Source organism: Streptomyces sp. NPDC014623 (assembly GCF_043088245.1).
Lineage (GTDB): Bacteria > Actinomycetota > Actinomycetes > Streptomycetales > Streptomycetaceae > Streptomyces.
Map to the genome: position 1 here is coordinate 327,385 of NZ_JBIBZU010000004.1, position 25,651 is coordinate 353,035.

Sequence of the window (25,651 nt, forward strand, 5' to 3'; positions counted from 1 at the left end):
CTCACCCGGCAGAACACCCGCGGACCCCGATGACGGGGTCCGCGGGTGTTCTGCCGGGTGAGGGGGGTTCAGCGCGGAGCGGCCGCGCCCTTCGCCGCCTTCTCCAGCTGGAACGCCTCGTTCCCGAGACCGATCCTCGCGTGCACCTCGGGCCTGGTGCGGCGCAGCACCGCCCCGTAGGCCAGGCCTGCGGCCAGGGCCAGGACGATCACGCCGGGCAGCAGCCAGTTCAGTGCCGAGCCGGGACCGGACCCGGCCAGGACGCCGAAGTCCCGGACGGTGAGGACGGCGATGCCCAGCAGCGCGAGGCCCGCGAGTCCGGAGGCGACGAGCCGGGGCGCCTGCGCCCGGCCGGCGCCGCGCCGCACGAAGAACGCGATGACGGCGAAGGAGGCCGCGGCCATCAGCACGATGACGCCGAGCGCTCCGGCATCGCCCATCCAGGTGAACAGGTGCAGGACGGGTGCGGTGGGGTCGCCGGCCGGGTGGCCGTCGGTGACGGCGAAGGCGAGCACGATCACGACGGATACGGCGGACTGCGGCATCGAGCCGGTGGCGGGAGCTCCGCTCGCCTTGCTGGTGCGGCCGAAGCCTGCGGGCAGCAGTCCTTCGCGACCCATGGCGAACGCGTAGCGGGCGACCACGTTGTGGAAGCTGAGCAGTGCGGCGAACATGCCGGTGACGAACAGGACGTGCAGTACGTCGGGTCGCGGCGTCGGAGTTGTCCGGTTCGGCGAGCAGCCAGTCGCGCGCCCAGCCGGTGGCGGACGGGACGGCGACGAGGAGCCGGTGGCCGCGGCGGTCCCAGTCGGTGCCGGTCGCGACGAGCAGGGCGCGGGCCCGGGTCCAGCGCCCTTGGGCGAACTGCCCCCGTACTTCGATGGGTTCATCGTCGTCGAGCGCCGGGGCGAAGGCGCGGTCCGGGCGTCCGGACCTACGGCGGGACCGGTCCAGGGGCGGCGGAGACATCCGCAGGCTTCCTCTTCGGCTTCGACAGGACACCAGCACCTTTCGACGCGGTGTGCGATCAGGCGGTCGCGCACCGCAAAGCGGTAGGCAACGCTTCCCTCGAGACAGACTTCGCCCCAACTGCGGTCATTTAGCGCCTAGTTGACTGCGAACGAGGATCGGGCCGAACCCTTCACGCAGCTCGCGAGCAGCCTGTGGTGATGACGGACGAAGGAGGAGTGACGCGTGCCACACTTCGGCCATGGAGATCTCCGAGCCCCTCAAGCCCTTCCTCCTGGCCTTTCCCGGGCCGCTGCGCGACCGGCTGGTGGCGGCCGTCCTGTCGGGGGAGAAGGTCCTCACCTCCGGACTGCTCGTGGAGTACGAGGCGGAGGGCGAGGAACTCCCGCCCGTGGGCGAGCGGTCCGCGCTCATCGACTCCGGCGGCCGGGAGGTCGCCGTGGTCGAGCTGACAGAGGTACGGGTGCTGCCGCTGGGGTCGGTGGGGCTGCGGCACGCGATCGACGAGGGCGAGGGGTACGCGTCCGTGGCGGAGTGGCGGGCGGGGCACGAGGCGTTCTGGCACAGCGAGGAGATGCGGGAGGCCCTGGGGGACCCGTCGTTCACCGTGGACGACGGCACGATGATCGTGGCGGAGCGCTTCCGGGTGGTGGAGCGGCTGCCGTGACGGGCCGCCGCCTGCCCGGCGAGCGCGCGGGATCTTTCGAGCGGCCGCCGTGACCGGCGCCGCTCCCCGACGGCCGCCCGGTGTCCTCAGCCGATCGCCCTCGCCGCCGCACGGCCCGCCGTCCGGCCGGAGAAGATGCAGCCCCCGAGGAACGTGCCCTCCAGGGAGCGGTAACCGTGGACCCCGCCGCCGCCGAAGCCCGCCGCCTCCCCCGCCGCGTACACGCCGGGCAGCGGGCTGCCGTCCTCGGCCAGGACGCGGGAGGACAGGTCCGTCTCCAGCCCTCCGAGGGACTTGCGGGTCAGGATGTTCAGCCGTACGGCGATGAGCGGGCCCGCGGCCGGGTCGAGGATGCGGTGTGGCTTCGCCGTGCGTATCAGCCTGTCGCCCAGATAGGCGCGGGCGCCGTTGATCGCCGTGATCTGGAGGTCCTTGGTGAAGGGGTTGGCGATCTCACGGTCGCGGGCCGTTATCTCACGGCGCAGGGCGTCCTCGTCGATGAGCGGTTCGCCGGTGAGCGCGTTCATCCCCCGGACGAGCGCGCCGAGATCCTTCTCGACCACGAAGTCCACGCCCTTGTCCATGAACGCCCTCACGGGCCCGGGGACCTCGGCCCGCGCCCGGCCGATCACATCGCGCACCGACTTCCCCGTCAGGTCCGGGTTCTGCTCGGAACCGGAGAGTGCGAACTCCTTGCCGATGATCTTCTGATCGAGGACGAACCAGGTGTAGCCGTGACCGGACTTCATGATGTGTTCGAGGGTGCCCAGCGTGTCGAAGCCCGGGAAGAGCGGGACCGGCAGCCGTTTGCCGCGGGCGTCCAGCCAGAGGGAGGACGGGCCGGGCAGGATCCGGATGCCGTGCCTGGCCCAGACCGGGTTCCAGTTCTCGATGCCCTCGGTGTAGTGCCACATGCGGTCGCGGTTGATGTGACGGGCGCCCGCCTTCTCGGTGATGCCCAGCATCAGTCCGTCGACGTGGGCGGGGACCCCGGAGAGCATCTTCTCCGGCGGCGTGCCCAGTCGCTCGGGCCACTGGGAGCGTACGAGGTCGTGGTTGCCTCCGATGCCCCCGGAGGTGACGATCACGGCCTGCGCCCTGAGCTCGAAGGCGCCCGTGACCTCGCGGCTGCTCGCGGTGCCCCGCTCGGCGCCGCTCTCCTCGAGGATCTCGCCGGTCACCGTGTCGACCGCTCCGGCCGAGCGCGCCAGGCCGGTCACCCGGTGCCGGAAGCGCGCCCGGACGAGACCCTTCGCCATCCCTTCGCGGACCCGCCGCTCGAAGGGGGCGACGACGCCGGGGCCGGTGCCCCAGGTGATGTGGAAGCGGGGGACGGAGTTGCCGTGGCCGTTCGCGTCGTAGCCGCCGCGTTCGGCCCAGCCGACGACGGGGAAGAGCCGCAGCCCCTGGGCGTGCAGCCAGGACCGCTTCTCCCCTGCCGCGAAGTCGACGTACGCCTCGGCCCACTGCCGCGGCCAGTGGTCCTCGTCGCGGTCGAAGCCCGCCGTGCCGTACCAGTCCTGGAGGGCCAGGTCGTGGCTGTCCTTGATCCGCATACGGCGCTGCTCGGGCGAGTCGACCAGGAAGAGCCCGCCGAAGGACCAGTACGCCTGGCCGCCGACGGACTGCTCGGGTTCCTGGTCCAGGAGGATCACCGTGCGGCCCGCGTCGACGAGTTCGGCGGTCGCCACCAGCCCTGCGAGTCCTGCCCCGATCACGATCACGTCAGCGTCGTACGCCATGGGTTCCATCCTTCGGGGCGGTGCGGGCAGCGGCCGGCGGGAGCGGGCGAAGTTACTTGTGGGTCAGATCTTCGGTACCGGCCACGCCCACGTCAACCGTCCGGTCGGTGGCGCCCTCACCGGTCCCGCGCGGCTGCCGGGCTATCGTCGGACCGTGTCGGTGCTGGTACTGCTGCTGTCCGTGGGTGCCGCCTGCTGCCTGGGCTTCGGATTCGTCCTCCAGCAGGACGCCGCCCGCCGCGCACCCCTGAGCGATTTCCTCTCGCCCCGGCTGCTGCTCGACCTGGTGCGGGTCCCGAGCTGGCTGGCCGGGCTCGGCCTGATGGTCTGCGGCATGGCCCTCGGGGCCCTGGCGCTCGGTGAGGGCGAGGTCTCCGTCGTGGAGCCGCTCCTGGCGACCAACCTCCTGTTCGCGATGGCGCTCTCGCGCCACCGCACGGGGCAGCGCCTGGGCCGGCAGGGCTGGGGAGGCCTCTGTCTGCTGGCGGGCGGCGTCACGGCGTTCCTGCTGGCCGGCGAGCCTCGCGGAGGTGAGACGGTGACGGCTCCGCTGCGGCACTGGCTGGTGATCGGGGTGGTGGCAGGGCTCGCCGTGGTCCTGACCGCCTTCGCCAGGCACCCGCGGACCCCGGGGACCCCCGTCCTGCTCGGCCTGGCGGCGGGGCTGCTCTACGGGCTGCAGGACGCCCTGACCCGGCTCAGCGGGGAGCGGCTGGCCGGCGGCGGCTGGGCGGCGCTGATGACCACCTGGCAGCCCTACGCCGTCCTGGTCCTGGGCGTGACCGGGCTGCTCCTGGTCCAGAGCGCCTTCGAGGCGGGGCCGCTGCGGATGTCCCTGCCGGCGCTGACCGCCGCGCAGCCGCTGGCGGGGATCGTCTGCGGGATCGGATTCCTCGGCGACCAGGTGCGCACCGACACGGGCGCCCTGGCCTGGCAGACCGCGGGGCTGGTGGCGATCGTGGCCGGGATCGTGCTGCTGGGGCTGCACCCGGCGATGCCGGAGGGGAAGGAGAGGCACGGCTCCACGGCCGCCGACCGGTTGATGTTGGATGGGCCCCATGACTCCGGCTGACGAGATCCTGGACATTGTCGACGAGAACGACGCGGTCGTGGGGCAGGCGCCCCGTGGCGAGGCGACCGCGCGCGGCCTGCGTCACCGCTGCGTCTTCATCGAGGCCAGGGATGCGGCGGGCCGGGTCTTCGTGCACCGCAGGACGGCCACGAAGCTGGTCTTCCCCTCGCATCACGACATGTTCGTCGGCGGGGTCGTGGGCGCGGGCGAGTCGTACGACGAGGCGGCGCTGCGGGAGGCCGAGGAGGAGCTGGGGGTCTCCGGTCTCCCCCGCCCGGCCCCGCTCTTCAAGTACCTCTACGAGAGTCCGCGGCACAGCTGGTGGTCGTACGTGTACGAGGTGCGCTGCGAGCTGCCCGTGCGGCCGCAGGCGGAGGAGGTCGCCTGGCACACCTTCCTGACGGACGCGGAGCTGGAAGGGCGCCTGGGTGAGTGGACATGGGTGCCTGACGGGCTGGAGGCGTACCACCGGCTGCGGGCCTTCCGGGCCGGCGGCGTCGCGGGGGCGGGTGCGTGAGTGATTTCGTGCGGGGACTGCGGCTGTGGTTCGCCCCGGAGCGGATACGCGAGGAGGGCGACACACCCGACTACCGCTTCTCCCTCGCCAACGAGCGCACCTTCCTGGCCTGGATCCGGACCTCCCTCGCGCTCATCGGCGGCGGTTTCGCCGTCGACCAGTTCCTGCCGGGGCTGGCCTGGGGCATCCGTGCCGGTCTCGCTCTCGGACTGCTGGCCGCGGGCGTCCTCTGCGCGCTGCGGGCCGTCAATCACTGGGTGCGGTGCGAGCGCGCGATGCGGCGAGGGAAGGACCTGCCGGTCTCGCGCTTCCCCGCGGTGCTCAGCCTCGTGGTCGCCGTGGTGGCGGTCGCGATGGTGGTGGTGGTCCTCTTCGGCTGGGAGGGCCGGTGACCGCCGCCGAGCGTGATCCCGGCCTCCAGCCCGAGCGGACCCGGCTGGCCTGGCGCCGCACCACCCTGGCGTGCACGGTGGTGGCTCTGCTGGCGGTCCGGCAGGCGCTGTACGGCGGGGTGACCGCGGCCGGGGTGCTCGCGGTGGCCCTGAGCCTGCTGGCCTGGCTGGGTCTCCTCGCGGTGGCCCACCGCCGGGTGGCGGTCATGGAGGCCGCCCGGCCCGCTCCGCTGCCGCCGCGCCACGCCCTGACGGCGGCCGCGTGCACGGTCGCGCTCGCGGTGTTCGCCGCCGCGGCACTGTTCTGACCGGTCGCGGGACCTCAGTCCTCCTGGCCCACGGTGACGACGATCTTGCCCCGGGTGCGTCCCTCCTGGTTGAGCCGGTAGGCGTCGGCGGCCTGTTCCAGCGGGAAGACCCGGTCCACGTGGACGGAGACGACGCCCTGCTCGGCGAGTTCGGCGAGGTGCGCGAGATCGGCGGCGTCGGGCCGCACGAAGGCGTAGCGCCCGCCGTAGGAGAAGACCTCGGCGTCGGCGACGGACGCGAGCCGGCCCCCGGGTGCGAGGGTCTCGGCGGAGACCCGGAGCGCTTCCCCGCCGACGGTGTCGAACGCCGCGTCGAAACCGTCGGGGACGAGGGCCCGGAGCCGGGCGGCCAGTCCGTCGCCGTACTCCACGGGTTCGCCGCCCAGCCGGCGTACGTAGTCGTGGTTGTGGGGCCCGGCCGTCCCGACGACCCGGCAGCCCGCGTGCCGGGCGAGCTGGACGGCGAGCGAACCGACCCCTCCGGCGGCCGCGTGGACCAGGACGGTCTCGCCCTCCCGGACCTTCAGGGTGCGGTGCAGCACCTGGTGGGCGGTGAGGCCGCACAGCGGAAGGCCGGCCGCCTCCTCGAAACCGAGGCCCGGGGGTTTGCGGGCGAGGGTGCGCACGGGTGCGGCGACGTACTCGGCGAAGGTGCCGCGCGAGAGGAAGTCCTCGCGTACGTAACCGATGACCTCGTCCCCCACCGCGAACTCGTCCACGGCGGCGCCGGGCTGGACCACGACGCCGGAGACGTCCCAGCCCGGGACGACGGGGAACACGGCTTCCAGTCCCGCCCGGAGGTAGCCCTCGCGGGCCTTCCAGTCGACGGGGTTCACGGCTGCGGCCCGCACCTTCACCAGGACCGAGTCCGGCCCGACCTTCGGGTCGGGCCGCTCGCCGTACTCCAGTACGTCGGCCGAGCCGTACCTGCTGTAGCTGATCGCCTTCATCCTCCGACGATCGGGGCGGGCCCGGGTCCCCGCAACTCAGGCGGTGACCGCGGCGCCGCGAGCGCCTGCCCGGTACGGCGGGGCGGGGACCCGGGATCACCGTGTGGATTCCGGGAGGGCACTGGACGACATACCGACTGGTCGGCATCATGGTCCCGAACGTTCGACCACCCCCGGAGGTGCGCCCCATGAGCCCAGTCCACCCGCCAGGTCTCGATCTCGACCTGCTACGCGGCCACCTCGACCGTGAGCGGCCGGGGCTGGTGAACGGACCGCTCGACGCCCGGGTCGTCGAGGGCGGCCGTTCGAACCTCACCTACATCGTCACCGACGGTTCAGGACAGTGGGTCGTGCGCAGGCCTCCGCTGGGCCACGTGCTCGCCACCGCGCACGACATGAAGCGCGAGCACCGGGTGATCAGCGCCCTGCACCCCACGGCGGTCCCGGTGCCGGAGACCCTCCTGCTCTGCGAGGACGACGCGGTCATCGGCTCGCCGTTCTACGTCATGGAGTACGTCGAGGGGACCCCCTACCGCACCGCCGAGCAGCTCGCCCCGCTCGGCGCCGAGCGCACCAGGGCGGTCGTCCTGGGCCTCGTGGACACCCTGGTGGACCTGCACGCCGTGGACCCCGCGACCGTCGGCCTCGGTGACTTCGGGCGCCCGGACGGCTTCCTGGACCGGCAGCTGCGGCGCTGGGGCAAGCAGCTGGAGGCCTCCCGCAACCGTGCGCTCGCCGGCATCGACGAGCTGCACGCCGCGCTCGGCCGGCAGCTCCCCGTCTCCCCCGCGCCCGCCGTCGTGCACGGCGACTACCGCCTGGACAACGTGCTGATCGGCCGGGACGACCGGATCAAGGCGGTCCTGGACTGGGAGATGTCCACGCTCGGTGACCCGCTCACGGACCTCGGTCTGCTCGTGATGTACAGCTCCGACCTGGACCTGCCCGAGTCACCCGTCTCCACGACCAGCGGCGCCCCGGGCCACCCCGGCCCCACCGAGCTGATCGAGCGTTACGCCGCCCGCTCCGGCCGCGACACCTCCGCCATCTCCTGGTACACGGCCTTCGCGTGGTTCAAGCTCGCCGTGATCCTCGAGGGCATCCACTACCGCTACACCCTGGGCCAGACCGTCGGCGCCGGCTTCGACCGCATCGGCGACCTGGTCCCCGTCTTCATCTCGCACGGCCTCACCACCCTCCAGGAAGGCTGATCACCCCGTGGACTTCGCATTCGACGCCCGTACCGAAGAGCTGCGCACCAGGCTGCTCACGTTCATGGACGAGCACGTGTACCCCGCCGAGGCGGTCGCCGAGGAGCAGCGCGCGCAGCTGGCCTCCCCCTGGGACACCCCGCAGATCGTGGAGGACCTCAAGGCCGAGGCACGCAGGCAGGGGCTGTGGAACCTCTTCCTCCCCGACGCGGAGTACGGCGCCGGGCTGACGAACCTGCAGTACGCCCCGCTGGCCGAGATCACCGGCCGCAGCCCGCACCTGGCGCCGACCGCGCTGAACTGCGCGGCTCCGGACACCGGGAACATGGAGGTGCTCTCGCAGTTCGGGTCGCACGAGCAGAAGAAGCAGTGGCTGGAGCCGCTGCTCGCCGGGGAGATCCGTTCGGCCTTCGCCATGACGGAGCCCGAGGTGGCCTCGTCGGACGCGACGAACATCGAGACCCGGATCACGAAGGACGGCGACTCCTACGTCGTCAACGGGCGCAAGTGGTACATCTCCGGGGCGATGAACCCGGACTGTGCGGTCTTCATCGTGATGGGCAAGACGGACCCGGACGGCGAGGACATCCGCCGCCAGCAGTCCATGATCCTCGTCCCGCGTGACACCCCCGGCGTCGAGGTGCGCCGCGCGATGCAGGTGTACGGCTACGAGGACCACTCCCACGGCGGCCACGCCGAGGTCGTCTTCACCGACGTACGCGTGCCCGCCACCGGCCTGATCGGCGAGGAGGGCGGTGGCTTCGCCATCGCGCAGGCGCGGCTGGGGCCGGGCCGGATCCACCACTGCATGCGGCTGATCGGGATGGCGGAGCGCGCGATCGAGCTGATGTGCAGGCGGGCCGTGGCCCGTACGGCCTTCGGTAAGCCGCTGGCCCAGCAGGGTGTCGTCCAGAACTGGATCGCGGACGCCCGGGTGACGGTGGAGCAGCTGCGGCTGCTGGTGCTGAAGACCGCCTGGCTCATGGACACGGTGGGCAACCGGGGCGCGCACACCGAGATCCAGTCGATCAAGATCGCGACCCCGCGCGCGGTCGTCGGGATCCTCGACCAGGCGGTGCAGCTGTACGGTGCCGGCGGCGTCAGCCAGGACTTCCCGCTGGCCGAGCTGTGGTCGTCGGCCCGGACGCTGCGGCTGGCGGACGGGCCGGACGAGGTGCACCAGCGTTCGCTGGCGCGGCGGGAGATCAAGAAGTACCTCTGAACCCGTTGCGGGGAGGCGCCCGGCGACCGCCTCCCCGGCGGGTCAGAAGGTGAGCTGCCAGCTGTCGATGTAGCCGGTGTCCCGCGCGGCGACGTCCCGCACCTGGAGCCTCCAGGTGCCGTTGGCGGACTCGCTCGACGCGTTCACCGTGTACGTCGCGATCACGTTGTCCGCGGAGTCGCTGCTGCTGGAGTTCTTCAGGCGATAGGCGGTGCCGTCGGGGGCGAGCAGGTCGACGACGAGGTCACCGCGGTAGGTGTGCTTGATGTCGACGCCCACCTCGAGCGCGGACGGGGCGTTGCCCGTACGGCCGGTGACCGGGACCGATGACGTCACCGCGGCGCCGGCGTCGGGTACGGAGACGTCGGCGGCGTTGCTGAAGACGGTTCCGGGCGGCGGAGTGGCCGACCCCTCGGACAGGGTCCAGACGGCGTGGGCGATCGCGTCGCTGTTGCGGTCCAGGGCCGTGTCGTTGATGTTGGCGGTGGTGTCGCACGACGAGTGGTAGCAGCGGTCGAAGGACTGGCCCGCCGTGCCGCCCCACTTCTGGGCCTGGGCGCTGGACTTGGTGTTGCTCGCCCCGGTGAACAGGCCTCCGACGGGCACGCCCGCGCTCTTGAAGGGCGCGTGGTCGGAACGGCCGTCGCCCTCGGTCTCTATCTCGGTGGGTACCGACAGGCCCGCGAAGTAGCTCTTGAAGGTCTGCTCGATGACGGGGTCGTCGTCGTAGACGAAGTAGCCGGCGTTGGGCGACCCGATCATGTCGAAGTTGAGGTACCCGTCGAGCTTGGAACGCTCGGCCGCGCCCAGGTTGTTGACGTAGTACTTCGAGCCGACGAGGCCCAGCTCCTCTGCTCCCCACCAGGCGAAGCGCAGGTGCTTGTCCGGTGCGAGCCGCGCCCGTGAGACGGCCAGCGCGGTCTCCAGCACGGCGGCCGATCCGGAGCCGTTGTCGTTGATGCCCGCGCCGGAGCCCACCGAGTCGAGGTGGGAGCCGGCCATGAGGACCTGGTCCGGGTCGCCGCCCGGCCAGTCGGCGATCAGGTTGTACCCGGTGGCGCCGCCGGAGGTGAACTGCTGGAGTGCGGTGGTGTATCCGGCCGCGTCCAGCTTGGCCTTCACGTAGTCGATGGAGGCCTTGTAACCGGGCCTGCCGTGGGCCCGGTTGCCGCCGTTGGCGGTGGCGATCGACTGGAGCTGGGCGAGATGCGCCTTGACGTTGGCGAGCGGGATGTCGGGGGCGGCGGCGACGGTCACGGGCGCCGCCTGGACGGCCGGGGCGGCGGTCGCCAGCAGGGCCGTGAGGGCGAGTGCGGCGGCGGGCAGGAATCTGCGTCGGACAGGTCTCATCGAGGGGCTCCGGATTCCGTTCGGGGACTGACGGAACGTGCGGGGGTCCCGAGGGCCGTGCACGGCCCTGGGTCTGGAGCGGTGGGGCGGGAAGCGCGCCCCCGATGCTCGGGCAAATGACGGAGCACCGTCAAGGGTGGAATCCGGACAGACGTGTTCGCTGAGCGGACAGCAGGACGGGGGCGCGAGGTCCGGGGCCGCCCCCTCCGCCCAGCACGCGGGCCCGCCCCGTCCGGCGGCCTCTCCGCGTGACGGAGCACACGGTGGGCCGCTACGCGCCGGGGGTTCTCTCCCTGCTCGGCGCGCCTCGCGCTGCGGCCCGGCCCCTCGGCGGGGGGCCGGGGCCCGCACACTCCGAATGGGTTTCCCGGCCCGGAGCCCCGGCCCCGGCGTCGCGTGAACCGGGAGGCCCCCATGCGCCCGCTCCACCTGTCCGCCGCGGCTCTGCTGCTGGCCGCCGCCCCCGCTTCGGCCGGTACGCACGGCACGACGCACACCACACCCGGGGACATCGCCGGCGGAGGTTTCGAGACGCCGGCCGTACCGGCCCCGCCCCTCTTCGCCACCTACCTCGGCGGACAGGCCGCGGGCCCCTGGGCGGCCGGCGGTCACAGCGTCGACCTGACCTCCGGCCGACTGTGGGACGCCGCCGAGGGCAGCCAGTCGCTGGACCTCAACGGCAGTACGTCCGGCAGTGTCTCGCAGACGCTACCGACGCACCCGCTGACCTCGTACGTCGTCAGCTTCGGACTGGCCGGCAACCCGGCGTGGGCCCCCGCCCTGAAGACGGGTGAACTCAGAGTCGACGGTGTCCCCGTGAGGACGTTCAGCTTCGACGTCACGGGCCACGGTTTCCGGAACAGGGGCTACGCCCGGCAGACAGCCGTCTTCAGCAGCCTGCCGAAGAACTCCGCCACCCTCACCTTCGCCAGTACCAGCCCCGGCCCCGGAGGCCCGGTCATCGACGGCGTCCGGGTCCGGAGCTGCCCGCTGGCCCTCTGCCCGCCGGCCTCCTGAGCAGGCGGCCCGGCTCCTTCAGGGGCGCAGGGCCCTCAGCAACAGATCGGCCAGGTGGTCCGCGACCTCCTGCTGGCTGAGCGGGCCTTCCGGGCTGTACCACGTGGACAGGTGGTGGACCGAGCCGAAGTGGTAGTCGACGACCAGGTCGGCCGGGGTCGCCGAGGAGAACACCCCGGCCCGCTGGCCCTCCTCGACCAGTGCCCGGAAGCGCTCGTGGTACCGCCGCCGCTCGATGCGCACCTGCTTGTTCTTCTCCGGGCTCAGATGGTGCATGGAGCGGAAGAAGATCGAGGCGTCGTCGAGGTTCTCGATGGTCGTGACGACGACGTCCGCCGCCGCTTCACGCAGCCGCTGCTCGATCGGCGCCCGGGCGTTCGCGAAGGCGTCGAGCCGCTCCTGCTGGAGCCTCAGCACCCGGGCGTAGACCTCCTGGAGGAGGTCCTCCTTGGAGCCGAAGTAGTGGTAGAGCGCGCCTTTGGTGACGCCCGCCGCCTCGACGATCTCCTGCACGGAGGTGCGGTCGTAGCCGCGCTCCGCGAAGAGCCGGGTGGCGGCGGCCAGCAGCCTCTGGGGGACGGGCGTACCGTTCCCGTCCGTCGCCTTGGCCATTGCCGCCACCTGCCCTCTCGTACCGCGCGTGCACTGTTCTAACGGGGGGAACGCAGTTCCCGCCTGAGGATCTTCCCACTCGCCGTCTTCGGGAGCTCGGTCAGGATCTCCACCTCGCGCGGGTACTTGTAGGCGGCCAGCCGTTCCTTGCAGTACGCGCTGAGCTCACCCGGTTCCGTCCCGGCGCCCGGCCGCAGGCTGACATAGGCCCGGACCGTCTCTCCCCGGTAGGCGTCGGGGACGCCCACGACGGCCGCCTCGCGGACCGCCGGGTGGGTGTGGAGGACGTCCTCGACCTCACGGGGCCAGACCTTGAAGCCGGAGGCGTTGATCATGTCCTTCTTGCGGTCCACGACGTACAGCCAGCCCGCCGTGTCCATGAAGCCGATGTCCCCGGTGCGCAGTTCCCCGTCCGGGAAGGCGGCCTCGGTGGCCTCGGGCAGATTCCAGTAACCGGAGACGACCTGCGGTCCGCGCACGGCGATCTCGCCCTGCTCGCCGAAGGGGACGTCGTCACCCTTCTCGTCGATGATCCGGACCACCGTGTCCGGCCCGGGAACACCGACGGACAGGGTCCCTGAGGCGGGGTCGACCGGCGCCTCGTGTTCCGGCGGCACGGCGGCACAGGGCGCGGTGCACTCGGTGAGTCCGTAGCCGTTGCGGATGTACGGGCCGAAACGGTCACGGAACTCCTCGACCAGCGCGGGCGGCAGAGGCGCGCCACCGGAGGAGATCACCTTGAAGGAGGCGAAGTGCTCCCGGGTGGCCTCCGGGTGCGCGGCGAGCGCCATGAAGGCGGTCGACGGGCCCACGGTGTAGGAGGGGCGGTGCTCCGCGAAGGCTTCCAGGACGACGCTCGCCTCGAAGCGGTAGGCGAGGACCAGGGTGCCCGCGTTGGCGATACAGGCGGCGAGCTGGCACACCATGCCGGTGATGTGGAAGAGCGGGGCGAGCGCGAAGTAGGCCGATCCCTCGTCGACGGGGTGGCCGGCCCGTTGGCGCTCCGCGTTGATCATGATGTTGCCCTGGGAGTTCATGGCGCCCTTGGGGGTGCCGCTCGTCCCGGAGGTGTAGCTGATCAGGGCGGTGTCCGAAGCGGTGAGCTCCCGTCCCTCGGGGGCCGCGAGACCGCGGCGGGCCACCTCCACCAGATCAAACGCCCGGTCCTCGGGGCCGGGCGCGGGAAGCCGCTCGAAGCCGAGCACGCGCGGGTCGCCGGCCGACTGGAGGTCGAGCTCACAGGCCGTGACGGCGGTCCTCACGCTCGGGGCCGCCTCTGCGGTGGCCCGCAGACAGGACTCCCAGGCCCGGTCGGAGCAGATGACCGCGCTCACTTCCGCGTCCTTCAGTACGTGGCCGACCTCGCCGGACTTGTACATCGGGTTGAGCGGGACGACGGTCGCGCCGGCCTTCCACGCGCCGAGCAGCGCGAGGACGAAGTGCGGGGTGTTCTGCAGCATGATCGCGACCCGGTCGCCGCGTCGCAGTCCCTCGGCGGCGAGGTGTCCTGCCACGGAGTCGGACAGTTCGTCCGTCTCGCGGTAGCTGAGGCGTCCGTCGAAATAGGCGAGCGCGGTGTGGTCGGGGGCCCGCCCGACGGCCGCGCGGAAGGCGTGCACCATGGTCTCGGCCGGCTGGACGGGGGCGAGCTGGGCCTCGCTGAGCAGGGCTGTCCAGGGCTTCGCCGCGTAGATCGAGCCGGTCATGCGCCGGCCCCCTCCCACTTCTGCTGCAGGTGGTTCATGTTGCCGATCCACTTGTCGGGGTCCTTGGCGCGGGCACTGTAGTAGCCGGCCACCTCGGGGTGCGGCAGGACCAGGAAACGGTCCTGTTCCATCGCGTCGAACAGGGCGTCGGCGACGGCCTCCGGCTCGATCGCGGTGGGCGCGAGCACGAGGTCGCCCGCGGAACCGGACGCCGTGAGCATGTCCGTACGCACACCCTGGGGGCAGATCGTGTGGACCTTGATGCCACGGTGCCGGTAGGTCAGCGAGAGCCACTCCGCGAAGGCGACGGCGCCGTGTTTGGTCACGCTGTACGGGGCGGCGCCGATCATCGTCAGCAGGCCGGCCGCCGAGGCGGTGGAGACGAAGCGGCCACTGCCGCGCTCCAGCCAGTCCGGCAGCAGTGCCTTCGCCGCGCGGACGTGCGCCATCACGTTGACGTCCCAGGCCGCGGCCCAGACGTCCTCCTCGGCGAAGGCGTCCCCACCCGACGCGAGTCCGGCGTTGGCGCAGTAGACGTCCACCGTGCCGTCGAGCGCGTCACGCGCGGCGTCCACGATGCCTGAGGCGTCGCCGGCCACGACGATGCCGCCGATCTCCTCGGCGAGTGCCTCGATCCGGCCGGCGTCGAGGTCGTTGACGACCACCCGCGCGCCCCCTGCGGCGAATCTCCGGGCGAGGGCGGCTCCGATGCCTCCTCCTGCTCCCGTCACCACTACACCAGCGCCCTGCACCGTGCTCATCGGTTCCGCCTCTCTCAGCCGTATTCCCCGGCAGACTAACCAGTCGGTATGTGATCGGGGAAGGGGGTGCGGAGCAGGACCGGGAAACTGCCCGGTCACGGCCGTTCCGTGCGGACCGCACCCGCGCTAGCGTGCGTGACCATGGCAGTCGACGTGATCACGGAGGTAGCACGATGACCCTGTCCAGGCGTGGTTTGCTGGCTGTCGGCGGTGCGGTGGGAACCCTCGCGGCGACCGCCGCCGGGCCGGGGACGGCCGTCGCGGCCGGCCGGGAGCACGGGGCCGGACGCGCCCGGGTGCGTACCGGCTTCGAACGGCTGACCGCCGACGGCTACCGGCTGCTCGCCGGGCAGAAGGTCGGCATCGTCACCAATCCCACCGGGATCACCTCGGACGTCGGGCACATCGTCGATGTGATGCACCCCGACGACCGGGTGGACCTGACAGCCGTCTTCGGCCCCGAGCACGGCTTCCGGGGCACCGCGCAGGCGGGCGGCTCGGAGGGGCGCTACGACGACCCGGCGACCGGGCTGCCGGTCTACGACACGTATCTGAAGAGCGGACGGCCGCTGGCCGACGTCTTCACCGCGTCGGGTGTCGACACGGTGGTCTTCGACATCCAGGACGCGGGCGCCCGCTTCTACACGTACATCTGGACCCTGTACGACTGCATGGAGGCCGCCGCGCTCGCGGGCAAGCGGTTCGTCGTCCTGGACCGGCCGAACCCGGTCACCGGCCGGGCGGCGCTGGGGCCCGTGCTCGACCCGGCCTTCGCGACCTTCGTGGGACGCCGGGAGATCGCGCAGGCGCACGGCATGACGGTGGCGGAGCTCGCGCTGCTCTTCAACGCGGAGTTCCTGGCGGACCGGCCGGCGGAGCTGGACGTGGTGAAGATGTCCGGATGGCGCCGCAAGGACTTCTTCGACGAGACGGGCCTGCCGTGGGTGCCGCCGAGCCCCAACATGCCGACGCCGGAGACAGCGCTGGTCTACCCGGGGACGTGCCTGTTCGAGGGAACCAACCTCTCCGAGGGCCGGGGCACGACACGGCCGTTCGAACTGCTCGGCGCGGAGGGTGTCGACCACCGGTGGGCGGCGGCCGCGAACGCCCTGGAGCTGCCCGGGGTCGCCTTCCGCGAGGCGTACTTCGCGCCGACGTTCTCCAAGTTCCAGGGGAAGACGGTGGGCGGGGTCCAGGTGCACGTCCAGGACCGGGGGGCCTTCGACCCCGTACGCACCGGGATCGCGCTGCTGGTCACGGCGAAGCGGACGTGGAGCGGGTTCGCGTGGCGGGCGGACAACTGGATCGACAAGCTCACGGGCAACACCCGGGTCCGCACGATGATCGACGCCGGGGCGGACACGGACGAGGTCGTGGGCGCCTGGGCTGCCGACCTCGCCGCGTTCCGCAGGACGCGGCGGGAGTACCTGTTGTACCGGTGAGTGCCGGTGGGTCTGTTTCCCCCGTCCGGCCGGACGGGGGAAACAGACCCACCACGATGTGCCGACGGCTTCAGCGGTGCGAGGGGAACTCCACGACCAGCTGGTAGGTCGGCCGGTTCTGCCAGTGGATCGGCTTCTGCGAGATCCCGCCCAGCGGACGGTGGATGATCGCGTCGGTGCACCACTGCTCACCGGCCTTGCAGCTGTCGTCACCCGGGTAGACCTCCCCGGCCGGCGCCGCGGCTGCCTCCTTCAGCGTGCCGAGCAGCGCGGACCGGCAGGCGCTCAGGTCGCCGCCGCCGCAGTACGTCCTGGCCAGCGGCCCCTTGACGGGCTGTCCGAGGACCTGGCGCAGGTCCTTGTCGACGAAGCCCCACCAGCCGTACTGGAAGGCGCTGCCGCTGTGCGCCCCGCTCGGCCCGTGGCTGGCGGCCGGGGACTCGTCCGTGGCCAGGCTCGCGGTCAGCGCCGTGTAGAGACCGTCGCCCAGCCCGGGACGGAACTCCGCCTCGACCAGCTTCGGCCACCACGCGTCCATGATCCGTACGGCGTCGGCGTGCGTGTACGCGTGCGAGCCCGGGGCGGTCTCCTTGCGCTGTGCGCCCGACGCCCGCCAGGAGTCCAGCTGCTGGACCACCGAGTTGAGCGCCGGGTCCGTGACCGGCTGGGAGCGCAGCACCTTCAGGAGTTCGGGCAGCAGTTGCTCGCCCCGCAGGTCGGTGAGGGCCGCCTCCTCCATGGCGCGGGTGAGGGAGGCGCGGGTCACGCCGCCCTCCTCGACGAGTCCGGACACCCGGTCGTCGAGCAGATCGCCCCGGTGCACCGCGCCGAAGCCGAACGCCGCGGTGGAGTAGTCCCGGGCCTGCCGGTTGTTCCAGGAGATGTAGTAGTCCTGGCCGCTGGAGTGCGGGTGCTCGGCGAACGGGGTGTAGTCGGCGGTGTTGGCCGCCGGGTCGTAGCCCTGCCACTGGTACGCCTTCTCGGCCTTGACCGGGAACGCCGCGTCCACCCCCGGTGCGCGCACCGGGTTCATCCCGCTGTTGTAGTAGGCCGTGGTGCGTGAGTCCGCGTAGAACCAGTTGAAGGCGTAGTCGATGTGGCTCGCCGCCTGCTGGAAGGAGGCTGCGTCCGTCACGTACGCCGGATCGTTGAGCAGCTGGAAGCCGATGATCGAGTCGGCCTCGTGCCGGTAGGTGGTGCGCAGCGAGGTGTAGGCGACGGGTTCGCCGTCCACCGTGGCGCGGTGGGTGACGATGCCGTGGTCCGTACGCCACACCTGCATCCGGTAGGAGCCCTTGGCGGTGGAGTCGGCGACGGTGGGTTTCCAGGAGTTGGTGCGCTCCAGCTTCTCCATGGCGGTGCAGGCGCCGTCGTTGCGGTAGTGCGTGGAGTCCTTGGAGGGCGCGGAGCCGTCGGGTTCGCAGAGCTCGACGGCGTAGGTGTCGGTGATGTCCTGGGCCGCCGAGGTGGCACTCCACGCGTAGTCCTGGCCACGGCCCATCTGGATGTACATGCCGACTCCGGCGAAGGAGACACCGCGGGCGCTGATGCCGGGGCCCTGGAGTTCCTGGAGCATCATCAGCTGCGGGGCGAAGTAGCCGGTCTGGGGGCCCATGACGGCGACCGGGTTGCCGCTCGCGGTGTGCTCGCCGGACACGAGGAGCGCGTTGGACATCCCGCGCTTCTGCGCGCCGTCGCCGGACCCGGGCAGCGAGCCCCCGGGGACGACCCCGTCGTCGTACATGCCCTGCAGGGACTCGAGCGCGGCCGGCGCGTCCACCGGGGCCTTCCTGTTCGTGCCCGCCGAACCGGTGCGGTCGTAGACCAGGGGTTCCGGGGTGACGGAGCCCGGATCGGGAAGGGCGGCGCCCCGGGCCTTGTCGGGCTTGCCCGCGTACGGGAACGAGGTGCCGTCGTGGACGGTGAGGACCGCCTCGGGGTCGTTGCGCTGGCGGAAGGACTCCCAGACGCGGGTGCCCTCCTCGACGCCGTACTTCTGCTGGGCGGCGAGCAGGGACAGCGCGGCCTGGACCTCACCGCCGCCTCCCCCGCCGAACTGCCCGCCGACGACCGAGGCGATCGAGATCAGGTCGGTCAGCTCGAACGGCTGGATCTCGCCGATGTTCGTGATGGAGTCGATCTTCCCGGTGAGGACGTACTCGCCCGGGAAGTAGCGGCCCTTCTTGGACTTCACCCGGTAGGCGTTGATCCCGTCGACATAGGCCTGGGCGTCGGCCATGGCCTGTTCGCCGCGCGCGCCCTCGGTGGTCCTGATGCGTTCGACCTGGGCCTCGAGATCCGCCTCGGTGTACGGGGCCTGCGGCCAGAACTGCTGCTCCAGACCCTGGTTGGCCAGTGCTCCCCCGGCGAAGGAGGTCAACTCGCCTCGTCCGATGTGACGGAAGAGGTCCATCAACCACAACCGGTCCTGTCCGGCGGCGAACCCGGCGCCGAACTCGGTGCCGTAGCGGGTGGTGCCCTTGATGTGGGGAACACCGCTCTTCTTGTCCCGGGTGATCGTGACGTCCTCGCGCGGCTTCGTCACGGACTCGACCTGGTCGGCGGCGACCCCGAAGGAGGCGTCGTTGAAGAAGTCGGTCAGCTTCCGGTCGGTGAGGCTCGTATGCCCCGCGACCAGGCCGTTGTAGCGGTCGAGCTGGTCGTCGCTGTGCGCCGGGTGTGTGCCGAACGCCTTGTTGCCGAGGATCTCGACGAGCGTGGCGTTGCCGTTCTCCCCGGGCGGCAGGATGTCGGCGCACTGATTTCCGCAGTGGTCGGTGACGGCGGGGGGCTCCGGCTCCGCCGCTCCGGCGCCGGGCGCGGTGGCGAGCAGGGACGTACCGAGAGCGAGGACGGCCGCGACTGTGGCGGCTCCGAGCGTGCGGGTGCGTGGGGGCATGCGTGCTCCTCCGGGTGGCCGATGCGCCGGAGGTTACTGGCGGTACACCCCGCCCGTAAGGTGAACATCGGTCACTTTTTCCGAATCACCACACGCCGGCACACGGCCCCACACGGCCCGTCTCGTTCCGTGGACACATTTCACCTTTGGATGGAGCCGAATCGGGCAGTCGTACGTCCATCCCTTGACGCCGAAGTACGAGTGACGGAGGTGGCAGTGTCATGGCCGGTTTCCGAAGTCTTGCGAGACAGGTCCGCGATCCGCGGGGCGATCTGGCTCTGCGCAGGTACTCGCTGCGCAAATGCCTGGAGCGGTTCGCCCCGTACGGTCACCGGGCGACCTGGGATCATCTGTGCGCCCGGCACGGGATCGAGCCCGAGGACAGGGCCCCCGAACCGGTGCGTCTGATCCGCGCACTGGAGGAACTGGAGGAGGCGCGGACCGTGTGGCTCGCGTACGAGACGGGCTTCGCCGAACGGCGGCGCCGCGAGAAGCACGACGGGCTGCGCCGGCCCGGCACATTCGACGACTGGCACCGGCGGACGTGGGGAGGCAACGGCATCGCGCACTGCGACGACCCGGAAATCCATCCGAGCGCCCCTCTGGCGGAGGTCCTGCGGCGGCTGATCTCGGCCCTGGGCGCGAAACCCGGTGCCGCCTGCCCGGTCTGCGCGGCGACCGGGATCGTCTGGCGGCAGGACCTGGACCGGGAACCGTGGGCCGGTCCGGTCTGCACAGGGTGCGGCATCGTCGTCCCCCGGCCCGTCCTCACGGCGGGCGCGCTGGCCAGGGCCAGGGGAGCCGCACGGACACGGGATCTGACGGCGTCGGCCGCCTGAGGCGGACGGGTCACCGAGGAGACGGCCGGAGCCGGGGCGCGCTCAGGAACGGCCGGCCGCGCCCCGCTCGGGCATCAGCCGCGAACCGGCCATGCGTGCGCCGAAGGCGTCGTCGGGGTTGGACAGCACACAGGTCTCCAGCGACAGGCAGCCGCAGCCGATGCAGTCGGTGAGGTGGTCGCGCAACCGCTCCAGCTGCTTGATGCGGTCGTCGAGTTCCGAGCGCCACGCCAGGGAGAGCCGGCCCCAGTCCTCGTGGTTCGGCGTGCGCTCCTCCGGCAGTTCGGCCAGCGCCTCCCTGATGGTGGCGAGCGGGATGCCCACCCGCTGTGCCGCCCGGATGAACGCCACCCGGCGTAGCGCGTCCCTGGTGTAACGGCGCTGGTTTCCACTGGTGCGGCTGCTGCTGATCAGGCCCTTGGACTCGTAGAAGTGCAGGGCGGACACCGCGGCGCCGCTGCGGGCGGAGAGCTGACCGACGGTGAGTTCCTGGAATGACTGCGGGATCTGTGGCACTCCTCCGACCCTAACGGTCACACCTCGGACTCTGCCGCCACTTCGAGAACCCGGCCGGTCCGTCGTTGACAGGGACGCGCGGCCCAACCATGCTGAGCAAGCGCTTAGACATTGCCCCGGAGGGGGCGGCCGACAGCTGGAAGGCAGGGACCAGGAACATGGCAGAGCCGAAGATCTTCACGTCCGCACAGGAGCTGCGGGACGCCGTGGGCGAGGAGCTCGGGCACAGCGACTGGCTGGAGGTCGAGCAGAAGCGGATCGACCAGTTCGCCGAGGCCACGGGCGATCACCAGTGGATCCATGTGGACCCGGAGCGCTCCGCGAACGGCCCCTTCGGCACGACGATCGCGCACGGCTACCTCACGCTGTCGCTGCTGCCGGTGCTCGTGCCGCAGATCCTTCGGGTCGAGGGCGCCAGGATGGGCATCAACTACGGGACCAACAAGGTCCGCTTCCCCTCCACCGTCCCGGTGGGCTCGCGGCTGCGCGCCACCGCCGTGCTCAAGAGCGTCGAGGAGGCGGGCGGCGGTGTGCAGGTGACCGCCCTCGTCACGGTCGAGCGCGAGGGCGGCGACAAGCCCGCCTGCGTCGCGGAGTCGGTGTCGCGCTACTACTTCTGAGCCGAGGCACCGCTTCGGAGTGCGGGGTGCGCCGGGCCCGCGGGGGTGCCCGGCGTCACTTCCGGGCGCCCACCATGCGCAGGACGAGATCCGCGTAGAGGCTGCCGACCTCATCGGGCGTCCGGCTGCCCTGCGCGTTGAACCAGCGCGCCACGTCGATGCAGAGGGACAGCACGGCGAGCGTGGTGCCCGGGACGTCGGGGACGTCGAACTCCCCGGCCCGGACACCGTCAGCGATGATCCGGCGGACCGCGGCGTCGCTCCGCCTGCGCAGGGCGACGATCTCGGCGCGGTGCTCGTCACCGAGCGCCTCCAGCTCGTACTGCACGACCCGGGCCGTGGTGTGCCGCTCGGCGTGCCAGCTGACGAAGGACCGGACCGCGTCGGCGAGCCGCTCGGCCGCCGTGCCGTCCCTGTCGGCCGCCGTCTCCAGGAGGAGCAGGGCCCTGTCGTGGCCGATCCTGCTGATCCGGTGGAGCAGCTCTTCCTTCGTCTTGTAGTGGATGTAGAGCGCGGCCGGGCTCATCCCCGCCCGGCCGGCGATGTCACGGGTGGTGGTCGCGTGGTAGCCGCGCTCGGCGAAGGCCTCGACGGCCGCGAGGAGCAGCCGCCTCGCCGCTTCGGGCGTGACCTCGCTCCACGGCGTGCTGTCGCCGTCGGTCTCCTCCGCCGTGCTCATCGCCACATGCCCCTTTCCGCTGGCAGGACGAACACCATACCGCGAACCTGAGCAAGCGCTTAGAGCGCTCGTGCGGTGAGATCGTCAGAGCTTCTGGAAGGGGTCGTGCTCGGCGAGGATCTTCTCCAGCCTGGCCTGGTCGACCCGGCTGACGATCTGCCCCGCCTCCTGCCGGTCCCTGATGACCTTGGCGAGGGTGAAGCACGAGGTGACGAGATAGAGGACGCCGATGGCGAGGAAGGCCCGCACCCAGGCGTCGGCGTCCAGGAAGAAGACACCGAGGGCCACCGCGCCCGTCGCGACCCCGAAGGAAAGGACGGCCTGCCCGTAGAAGGCGCTGGTGCTCTGCTGCTTGACCGATGTCGTCTCACTCATACCGCACAGCATCCGGCCCGGTGGAGTACGCCCGCATCCGCCGGCGTACTCATTTCGGTACCCAGAAAACGGCCCCGGCCGGTCAGAAGGCGGAGACGCCCGTCAGCGCCCGGCCGATGATCAGCTTCTGGATCTGGCTGGTGCCCTCGTACAGGGTCATCACCCGCGCGTCCCTGACCAGCTTGCCCACGGGGTACTCGTCGATGTAGCCGTAACCGCCGAACACCTGCAGGGCGTTGTTCGCCGCACGGACCGCGGCCTCGGAGGCGAAGAGCTTCGCCGTCGACGCGGCGGTGGCGAAGTCCTGGCCGCGGTCGATGAGATCGGCGACGCGCCAGGTCAGCATGCGGGCGGCGTCCACGTCCACGGAGATGTCGCTGATGAGCTCCTGGACGAGCTGGTAGCTCGCGATGGACTTGCCGAACTGTTCGCGCTCGCCCGCGTAGCGCACCGCGGCGTCCAGGGCGGCCTGCGCGATGCCGACGCAGCCGGCGGCGACCGACATCCGGCCCTTGGCCAGGGCGGACATGGCGATGGAGAAGCCCTTGCCCTCGGGACCCAGGAGGGTGGAGGCGGGCACCCGGACGTCCTCCAGCACCAGCTCGGCCGTGGCCTGGCCGCGCAGCCCGAGCTTGCCGTGAATGGTGCGCCGGGTCAGGCCGGGGGTGTCGGCGGGCACCAGGAAGGCGGAGACACCCCGGTGCCCCGGCGTGTCTCCCGTACGGGCGAACAGCAGGACCACATCGGCCCAGGTGCCGTTGGTGATGAACATCTTGGAGCCGTTGATGACGTAGTCCCCGCCGTCCCGCACGGCCCGGGTGGCCAGGTTCCCGGCGTCGGAGCCGGTGCCCGGCTCGGTGAGACCGAAGCAGCCGACCGCCTCGCCCGCGGTGAGCTTCGGCAGCCACTGCCGCTTCTGCTCCTCGCCGCCCCAGGAGGCGATCGTCTTGGCGACCAGGCCGAGCGAGACGGACACGATGCCGCGCACCGAGGAGTCACCGCGGCCGAGCTCCTCGGTCACCAGGCAGTACGCGAGGTGGTCCCCACCGGAACCTCCGTACTCCTCCGGGACCGTGAGTCCGAGGAAGCCGAGGGCGCCCAGTTTCTTCACGATCGACTTGTCGACACTCTCGGCACGGTCCCACTCGACGGCATGCGGAGCGATCTCCCGCGCGACGAAGTCCTCGGCGAGCTGCCGGACGGCGTCCTGCTCCTCGCTCAGCTCCAGGTTCATCCTGCACACCCCACTTTTAATTAGCACTGCTAGTTTTATGTTCGCAGGCCCTACTATGTGCCGCATGGCCCGACCGCGCAAGCCCCTCCTCAGCAGAGACCGCATCGTCGAGGCGGCGGGCGCGCTCGTCGACGCCGAAGGACTGGACGCCGTCTCGACCCGTCGGCTCGCCGCCGAGCTGGGGGTGAGCGGTCCCTCGCTCTACAACCACTTCCGGAACAAGGACGAGATCCTCGACGCGGTCGCCGACGCCGTGTCCGCCCAGGTCGACCTGTCGATGTTCGAGGAGTCCGATCCGCGCGACTGGGCCGCCGCCCTGCACGACTGGGCCGTCTCCTACCGGGCGGCGCTCGCCGCGCACCCCCACATCGTCCCGGTGCTGGCCCAGGGACCCGGCCGCCGCCCGGCCGGCCTGCGGGTCGCCGACGCGGTCTTCGGCGCCATGGTCCGGGCCGGCTGGCCGCCCGCCCAGGCCACCTACATCGGCGCACTGATGCGCTACTTCATCACCGGGTCGGCGCTCGGCTCCTTCGCCCGCGGATTCGTCGACGACGAGACGGCGTACGACCCCGCCGACTACCCGCACCTCGGCCAGGCCCACCTGCTGGCCGACCGCCGCCAGCAGGTCGACGAGGGAGCCTTCGAGGCGGGGCTGCGTGCCCTGCTGGACGGCCTCGCGCTCCAGTACGAGCAGGCGGCCGCCAAACGCACCGTTCGGCCCGCGCCGAACGGTGCGTGACGCATCCTGGCCGCATGGTCCGTACGACACCGCATGATCCTGCCGCGCCCCGGCTCGCCGCGCCGGCGTCCCTGCTCGCCGACGAGACCCGCGCCTCCTTCTGCCTGGCCCTGCTCGACGGCCGGGCCTGGACCGCGGGTGAGCTGGCCCGCAGCGCGGGGGTGGCCGCCTCGACGGCCAGTGAACACCTGGGCAAGCTGGTCGCGGGCGGGCTGCTCGCCGAGGAGCGCCAAGGCCGCCATCGCTATCCGCGGCTCACCGACGGGCGCGTCGCGCAGCTGATCGAGGAGCTGGCCGCTCACGCCCACCCCGGTGCCCGGACGCCCCCGCGCACGCTGCGCGAGGCGAGCCTCCAGCACGCGCCGGCCCGGGGGCGCACCTGCTACGACCATCTCGCCGGGCGGCTCGGCATCCGCATCACCGATGCGATGACCGAGCGCGGACTCCTGCGGCAGGACACCGGTTTCGCACTGACCGGGGACGGCGTGGAGTGGTTCGGCGCACTCGGCGTCCCCCTCGGCACCACGTCGCACAGGCCCCTGGCACGCGGCTGTCTCGACTGGACCGAGCGGCGCCCGCACCTGGCGGGTGCCGCCCCGTACTGGACGCCGGATGGTGCGAACGGGTCGGGACGGGCAGAGCGGTCCGGGCGACCTCCGCCGGGCTGCGTGCCCTGTCGGAGCATCTGGGCATCGAACCCGCGGCCGTCGACGCGAGCTGACAGTTCGGCGGGTCCCGAAGGATTTCCGGCTTACCGTCGTGGTCATGACGACGACACCACCGGCACAGGCCGCCGCGCCGGCCACCTCCGGACACGACTGGCGCGCCCCGGCCGCAGCCTGCGTCACGGTCCTCCTGTGGGCCTCCGCATTCGTCTCCATCCGCAGCGCGGGCGAGGCGTACTCACCGGGGGCGCTGGCGCTGGGCCGGCTCCTCGCGGGCACGCTGACGCTCGGCGCACTCCTGCTCGTACGCCGCGAAGGGCTGCCGTCCCGGGCGGCCTGGCCGGGTGTCGTCGGGTCCGGGCTCCTCTGGTTCGGGCTCTACATGGTCGTGCTCAACTGGGGTGAGCAGCAGGTCGACGCGGGCACGGCGGCCATGATCGTGAACGTCGGGCCGATCCTGATGGCGCTGCTGGGCGCCAGGCTGCTCGGGGAGGCGCTGCCGCGCCGGCTCGTGACGGGCATGGCGGTCTCGTTCGCGGGCGCCGTCGTCGTCGGTCTCTCCATGTCCGGCCACGGGAGTTCCTCGGTGCTCGGCGTGGTCCTGTGCCTGCTGGCCGCCCTGTCGTACGCGGGCGGGGTGGTCATCCAGAAGCCGGCACTGCGGCACGGATCCCCGCTCCAGATCACCACGTTCGGCTGTCTGGTCGGCACGGTCGCCTGCCTGCCCTTCACCGGCGTCCTGGTCTCCGAAGCGGCGGACGCCCCCGTGTCCGCCACGCTGAACATGGTCTACCTCGGGGTGTTCCCGACAGCGCTGGCCTTCACCACCTGGGCCTATGCGCTGGCCCGGACCACCGCGGGCCGGATGGGCGCGACGACGTACGCGGTGCCCGCCCTGGTGGTGGTGATGTCCTGGCTGCTGCTCGACGAGGTACCCGCACTGCTCACCGTCGCGGGCGGGCTGCTCTGCCTGGCGGGGGTCGCGGTCTCACGGACCCGGGCTCGGAACCGCGGCGCGTCGGACGGTCCGGCGGTGGCGGCGGATCCACCGGCGGAGGCCGGGCAGGGGACGGCCGGACGGATCTGAGCACCACCGCCGGGCGGGCCGGGCGTCCTTCCGGCGAGTGGCCGAGGCCCCTCCCGCCCA

Annotated in this window: 24 protein-coding genes and 2 pseudogenes; 14 read left to right on the forward strand and 12 right to left on the reverse strand. The window is 71.8% G+C overall.

Annotated elements, in window-relative coordinates; translation table 11 throughout:
* Nucleotides 1-68 precede the first annotated feature (68 nt).
* Nucleotides 69-704, reverse strand: a pseudogene (locus ACF1FZ_RS10045) (amino acid permease); the annotation flags it as partial.
* 506 nt (nucleotides 705-1,210) lie between these two features.
* On the opposite strand from ACF1FZ_RS10045, the gene ACF1FZ_RS10050 reads away from it, so the two are divergent.
* The gene (locus ACF1FZ_RS10050) at nucleotides 1,211-1,636 is read left to right on the forward strand and encodes an ASCH domain-containing protein (protein WP_391772866.1); all 426 of its coding nucleotides are present in this window, start codon (nucleotides 1,211-1,213) and stop codon (nucleotides 1,634-1,636) included.
* A gap of 86 nt (nucleotides 1,637-1,722) precedes the next feature.
* Here the strand turns inward: ACF1FZ_RS10050 and ACF1FZ_RS10055 are convergent, their stop codons facing one another.
* Nucleotides 1,723-3,378, reverse strand: coding sequence for an FAD-binding dehydrogenase (locus tag ACF1FZ_RS10055; protein ID WP_391772867.1), 1,656 nt, complete (start codon nucleotides 3,376-3,378; stop codon nucleotides 1,723-1,725).
* 154 nt (nucleotides 3,379-3,532) lie between these two features.
* On the opposite strand from ACF1FZ_RS10055, the gene ACF1FZ_RS10060 reads away from it, so the two are divergent.
* The 4 genes from ACF1FZ_RS10060 to ACF1FZ_RS10075 are packed head-to-tail and all read left to right on the forward strand — an operon-like array spanning nucleotide 3,533 to nucleotide 5,667.
* The gene (locus ACF1FZ_RS10060) at nucleotides 3,533-4,450 is read left to right on the forward strand and encodes a DMT family transporter (protein WP_391772985.1); all 918 of its coding nucleotides are present in this window, start codon (nucleotides 3,533-3,535) and stop codon (nucleotides 4,448-4,450) included.
* Nucleotides 4,437-4,967 carry an NUDIX hydrolase gene (locus tag ACF1FZ_RS10065; protein ID WP_391772868.1) on the forward strand — a complete coding sequence of 177 codons (531 nt, stop codon included), beginning with the start codon at nucleotides 4,437-4,439 and terminating at the stop codon, nucleotides 4,965-4,967. The genes ACF1FZ_RS10060 and ACF1FZ_RS10065 overlap by 14 nt, the downstream gene beginning before the upstream one ends.
* Nucleotides 4,964-5,359 (forward strand): YidH family protein, encoded by a 396-nt coding sequence (locus ACF1FZ_RS10070; RefSeq protein ID WP_391772869.1) that lies wholly within the window; start codon nucleotides 4,964-4,966, stop codon nucleotides 5,357-5,359. The genes ACF1FZ_RS10065 and ACF1FZ_RS10070 overlap by 4 nt, the downstream gene beginning before the upstream one ends.
* Nucleotides 5,356-5,667, forward strand: a complete 312-nt coding sequence (locus ACF1FZ_RS10075) for a DUF202 domain-containing protein (RefSeq protein WP_391772870.1) — start codon at nucleotides 5,356-5,358, stop codon at nucleotides 5,665-5,667. The genes ACF1FZ_RS10070 and ACF1FZ_RS10075 overlap by 4 nt, the downstream gene beginning before the upstream one ends.
* A 14-nt stretch (nucleotides 5,668-5,681) precedes the next feature.
* Here the strand turns inward: ACF1FZ_RS10075 and ACF1FZ_RS10080 are convergent, their stop codons facing one another.
* Nucleotides 5,682-6,617 (reverse strand): NADP-dependent oxidoreductase, encoded by a 936-nt coding sequence (locus ACF1FZ_RS10080; RefSeq protein ID WP_391772871.1) that lies wholly within the window; start codon nucleotides 6,615-6,617, stop codon nucleotides 5,682-5,684.
* A 188-nt stretch (nucleotides 6,618-6,805) separates the two neighbouring features.
* Here ACF1FZ_RS10080 and ACF1FZ_RS10085 point away from each other — a divergent pair, with 188 nt between their 5' ends.
* Together ACF1FZ_RS10085 and ACF1FZ_RS10090 are read left to right on the forward strand one after the other, a co-directional pair.
* Entirely contained in the window at nucleotides 6,806-7,828 is a 1,023-nt protein-coding gene (locus tag ACF1FZ_RS10085) for a phosphotransferase family protein (RefSeq protein WP_391772872.1), read from the forward strand.
* Nucleotides 7,829-7,835: 7 nt separating this feature from the next.
* Nucleotides 7,836-9,050 carry an acyl-CoA dehydrogenase family protein gene (locus ACF1FZ_RS10090; RefSeq protein ID WP_391772873.1) on the forward strand — a complete coding sequence of 405 codons (1,215 nt, stop codon included), beginning with the start codon at nucleotides 7,836-7,838 and terminating at the stop codon, nucleotides 9,048-9,050.
* Nucleotides 9,051-9,092: 42 nt separating this feature from the next.
* Here ACF1FZ_RS10090 and ACF1FZ_RS10095 read toward each other — a convergent pair whose 3' ends face one another.
* The gene (locus ACF1FZ_RS10095; protein ID WP_391772874.1) at nucleotides 9,093-10,400 is read right to left on the reverse strand and encodes a M28 family metallopeptidase; all 1,308 of its coding nucleotides are present in this window, start codon (nucleotides 10,398-10,400) and stop codon (nucleotides 9,093-9,095) included.
* A gap of 414 nt (nucleotides 10,401-10,814) precedes the next feature.
* Here ACF1FZ_RS10095 and ACF1FZ_RS10100 point away from each other — a divergent pair, with 414 nt between their 5' ends.
* Nucleotides 10,815-11,417 (forward strand): DUF642 domain-containing protein, encoded by a 603-nt coding sequence (locus tag ACF1FZ_RS10100; RefSeq protein WP_391772875.1) that lies wholly within the window; start codon nucleotides 10,815-10,817, stop codon nucleotides 11,415-11,417.
* A gap of 18 nt (nucleotides 11,418-11,435) precedes the next feature.
* Here ACF1FZ_RS10100 and ACF1FZ_RS10105 read toward each other — a convergent pair whose 3' ends face one another.
* The 3 genes from ACF1FZ_RS10105 to ACF1FZ_RS10115 are packed head-to-tail and all read right to left on the reverse strand — an operon-like array spanning nucleotide 11,436 to nucleotide 14,496.
* Nucleotides 11,436-12,029 carry a TetR/AcrR family transcriptional regulator gene (locus tag ACF1FZ_RS10105; RefSeq protein ID WP_391772876.1) on the reverse strand — a complete coding sequence of 198 codons (594 nt, stop codon included), beginning with the start codon at nucleotides 12,027-12,029 and terminating at the stop codon, nucleotides 11,436-11,438.
* 38 nt (nucleotides 12,030-12,067) lie between these two features.
* Nucleotides 12,068-13,735, reverse strand: a complete 1,668-nt coding sequence (locus ACF1FZ_RS10110) for an AMP-binding protein (RefSeq protein ID WP_391772877.1) — start codon at nucleotides 13,733-13,735, stop codon at nucleotides 12,068-12,070.
* Nucleotides 13,732-14,496: an SDR family oxidoreductase gene (locus ACF1FZ_RS10115; RefSeq protein ID WP_391772878.1), complete on the reverse strand. Its 765-nt coding sequence runs from the start codon at nucleotides 14,494-14,496 to the stop codon at nucleotides 13,732-13,734. Before ACF1FZ_RS10115 ends, ACF1FZ_RS10110 begins: the two co-directional genes overlap by 4 nt.
* Nucleotides 14,497-14,669: 173 nt before the next feature.
* On the opposite strand from ACF1FZ_RS10115, the gene ACF1FZ_RS10120 reads away from it, so the two are divergent.
* Entirely contained in the window at nucleotides 14,670-15,938 is a 1,269-nt protein-coding gene (locus tag ACF1FZ_RS10120) for an exo-beta-N-acetylmuramidase NamZ domain-containing protein (protein ID WP_391772879.1), read from the forward strand.
* A 70-nt stretch (nucleotides 15,939-16,008) separates the two neighbouring features.
* Here ACF1FZ_RS10120 and ACF1FZ_RS10125 read toward each other — a convergent pair whose 3' ends face one another.
* Entirely contained in the window at nucleotides 16,009-18,837 is a 2,829-nt protein-coding gene (locus ACF1FZ_RS10125; protein WP_391772880.1) for a penicillin acylase family protein, read from the reverse strand.
* A 221-nt stretch (nucleotides 18,838-19,058) separates the two neighbouring features.
* On the opposite strand from ACF1FZ_RS10125, the gene ACF1FZ_RS10130 reads away from it, so the two are divergent.
* Nucleotides 19,059-19,676 (forward strand): hypothetical protein, encoded by a 618-nt coding sequence (locus ACF1FZ_RS10130; RefSeq protein ID WP_391772881.1) that lies wholly within the window; start codon nucleotides 19,059-19,061, stop codon nucleotides 19,674-19,676.
* A 42-nt stretch (nucleotides 19,677-19,718) separates the two neighbouring features.
* Here ACF1FZ_RS10130 and soxR read toward each other — a convergent pair whose 3' ends face one another.
* On the reverse strand, nucleotides 19,719-20,192 hold the full coding sequence (soxR, locus tag ACF1FZ_RS10135; RefSeq protein ID WP_391772882.1) for a redox-sensitive transcriptional activator SoxR: 474 nt from the start codon (nucleotides 20,190-20,192) through the stop codon (nucleotides 19,719-19,721).
* 158 nt (nucleotides 20,193-20,350) lie between these two features.
* Here soxR and ACF1FZ_RS10140 point away from each other — a divergent pair, with 158 nt between their 5' ends.
* On the forward strand, nucleotides 20,351-20,812 hold the full coding sequence (locus ACF1FZ_RS10140; RefSeq protein WP_391772883.1) for a MaoC family dehydratase: 462 nt from the start codon (nucleotides 20,351-20,353) through the stop codon (nucleotides 20,810-20,812).
* Between the two features lie 55 nt (nucleotides 20,813-20,867).
* On the opposite strand, the gene ACF1FZ_RS10145 is transcribed toward ACF1FZ_RS10140, so the two are convergent.
* The 3 genes from ACF1FZ_RS10145 to ACF1FZ_RS10155 all read right to left on the reverse strand — a co-directional run bounded on the left by ACF1FZ_RS10145 (nucleotide 20,868) and on the right by ACF1FZ_RS10155 (nucleotide 23,100).
* The gene (locus tag ACF1FZ_RS10145) at nucleotides 20,868-21,491 is read right to left on the reverse strand and encodes a TetR/AcrR family transcriptional regulator (RefSeq protein ID WP_391772884.1); all 624 of its coding nucleotides are present in this window, start codon (nucleotides 21,489-21,491) and stop codon (nucleotides 20,868-20,870) included.
* Between the two features lie 84 nt (nucleotides 21,492-21,575).
* The gene (locus ACF1FZ_RS10150) at nucleotides 21,576-21,866 is read right to left on the reverse strand and encodes a YiaA/YiaB family inner membrane protein (RefSeq protein ID WP_391772885.1); all 291 of its coding nucleotides are present in this window, start codon (nucleotides 21,864-21,866) and stop codon (nucleotides 21,576-21,578) included.
* A gap of 82 nt (nucleotides 21,867-21,948) precedes the next feature.
* Entirely contained in the window at nucleotides 21,949-23,100 is a 1,152-nt protein-coding gene (locus tag ACF1FZ_RS10155; protein WP_391772886.1) for an acyl-CoA dehydrogenase family protein, read from the reverse strand.
* A gap of 64 nt (nucleotides 23,101-23,164) precedes the next feature.
* Here ACF1FZ_RS10155 and ACF1FZ_RS10160 point away from each other — a divergent pair, with 64 nt between their 5' ends.
* The 3 genes and pseudogenes from ACF1FZ_RS10160 (at nucleotide 23,165) to ACF1FZ_RS10170 (ending at nucleotide 25,591) form a co-directional block, all read left to right on the forward strand.
* Nucleotides 23,165-23,839, forward strand: coding sequence for a TetR/AcrR family transcriptional regulator (locus ACF1FZ_RS10160; protein WP_391772887.1), 675 nt, complete (start codon nucleotides 23,165-23,167; stop codon nucleotides 23,837-23,839).
* Nucleotides 23,840-23,853: 14 nt separating this feature from the next.
* Nucleotides 23,854-24,560 (forward strand): annotated as a pseudogene (locus ACF1FZ_RS10165) (ArsR/SmtB family transcription factor).
* Between the two features lie 44 nt (nucleotides 24,561-24,604).
* A complete protein-coding gene (locus ACF1FZ_RS10170) occupies nucleotides 24,605-25,591 on the forward strand; it encodes a DMT family transporter (protein ID WP_391772888.1) in 987 nt (328 codons plus the stop codon).
* Nucleotides 25,592-25,651 lie beyond the last annotated feature (60 nt).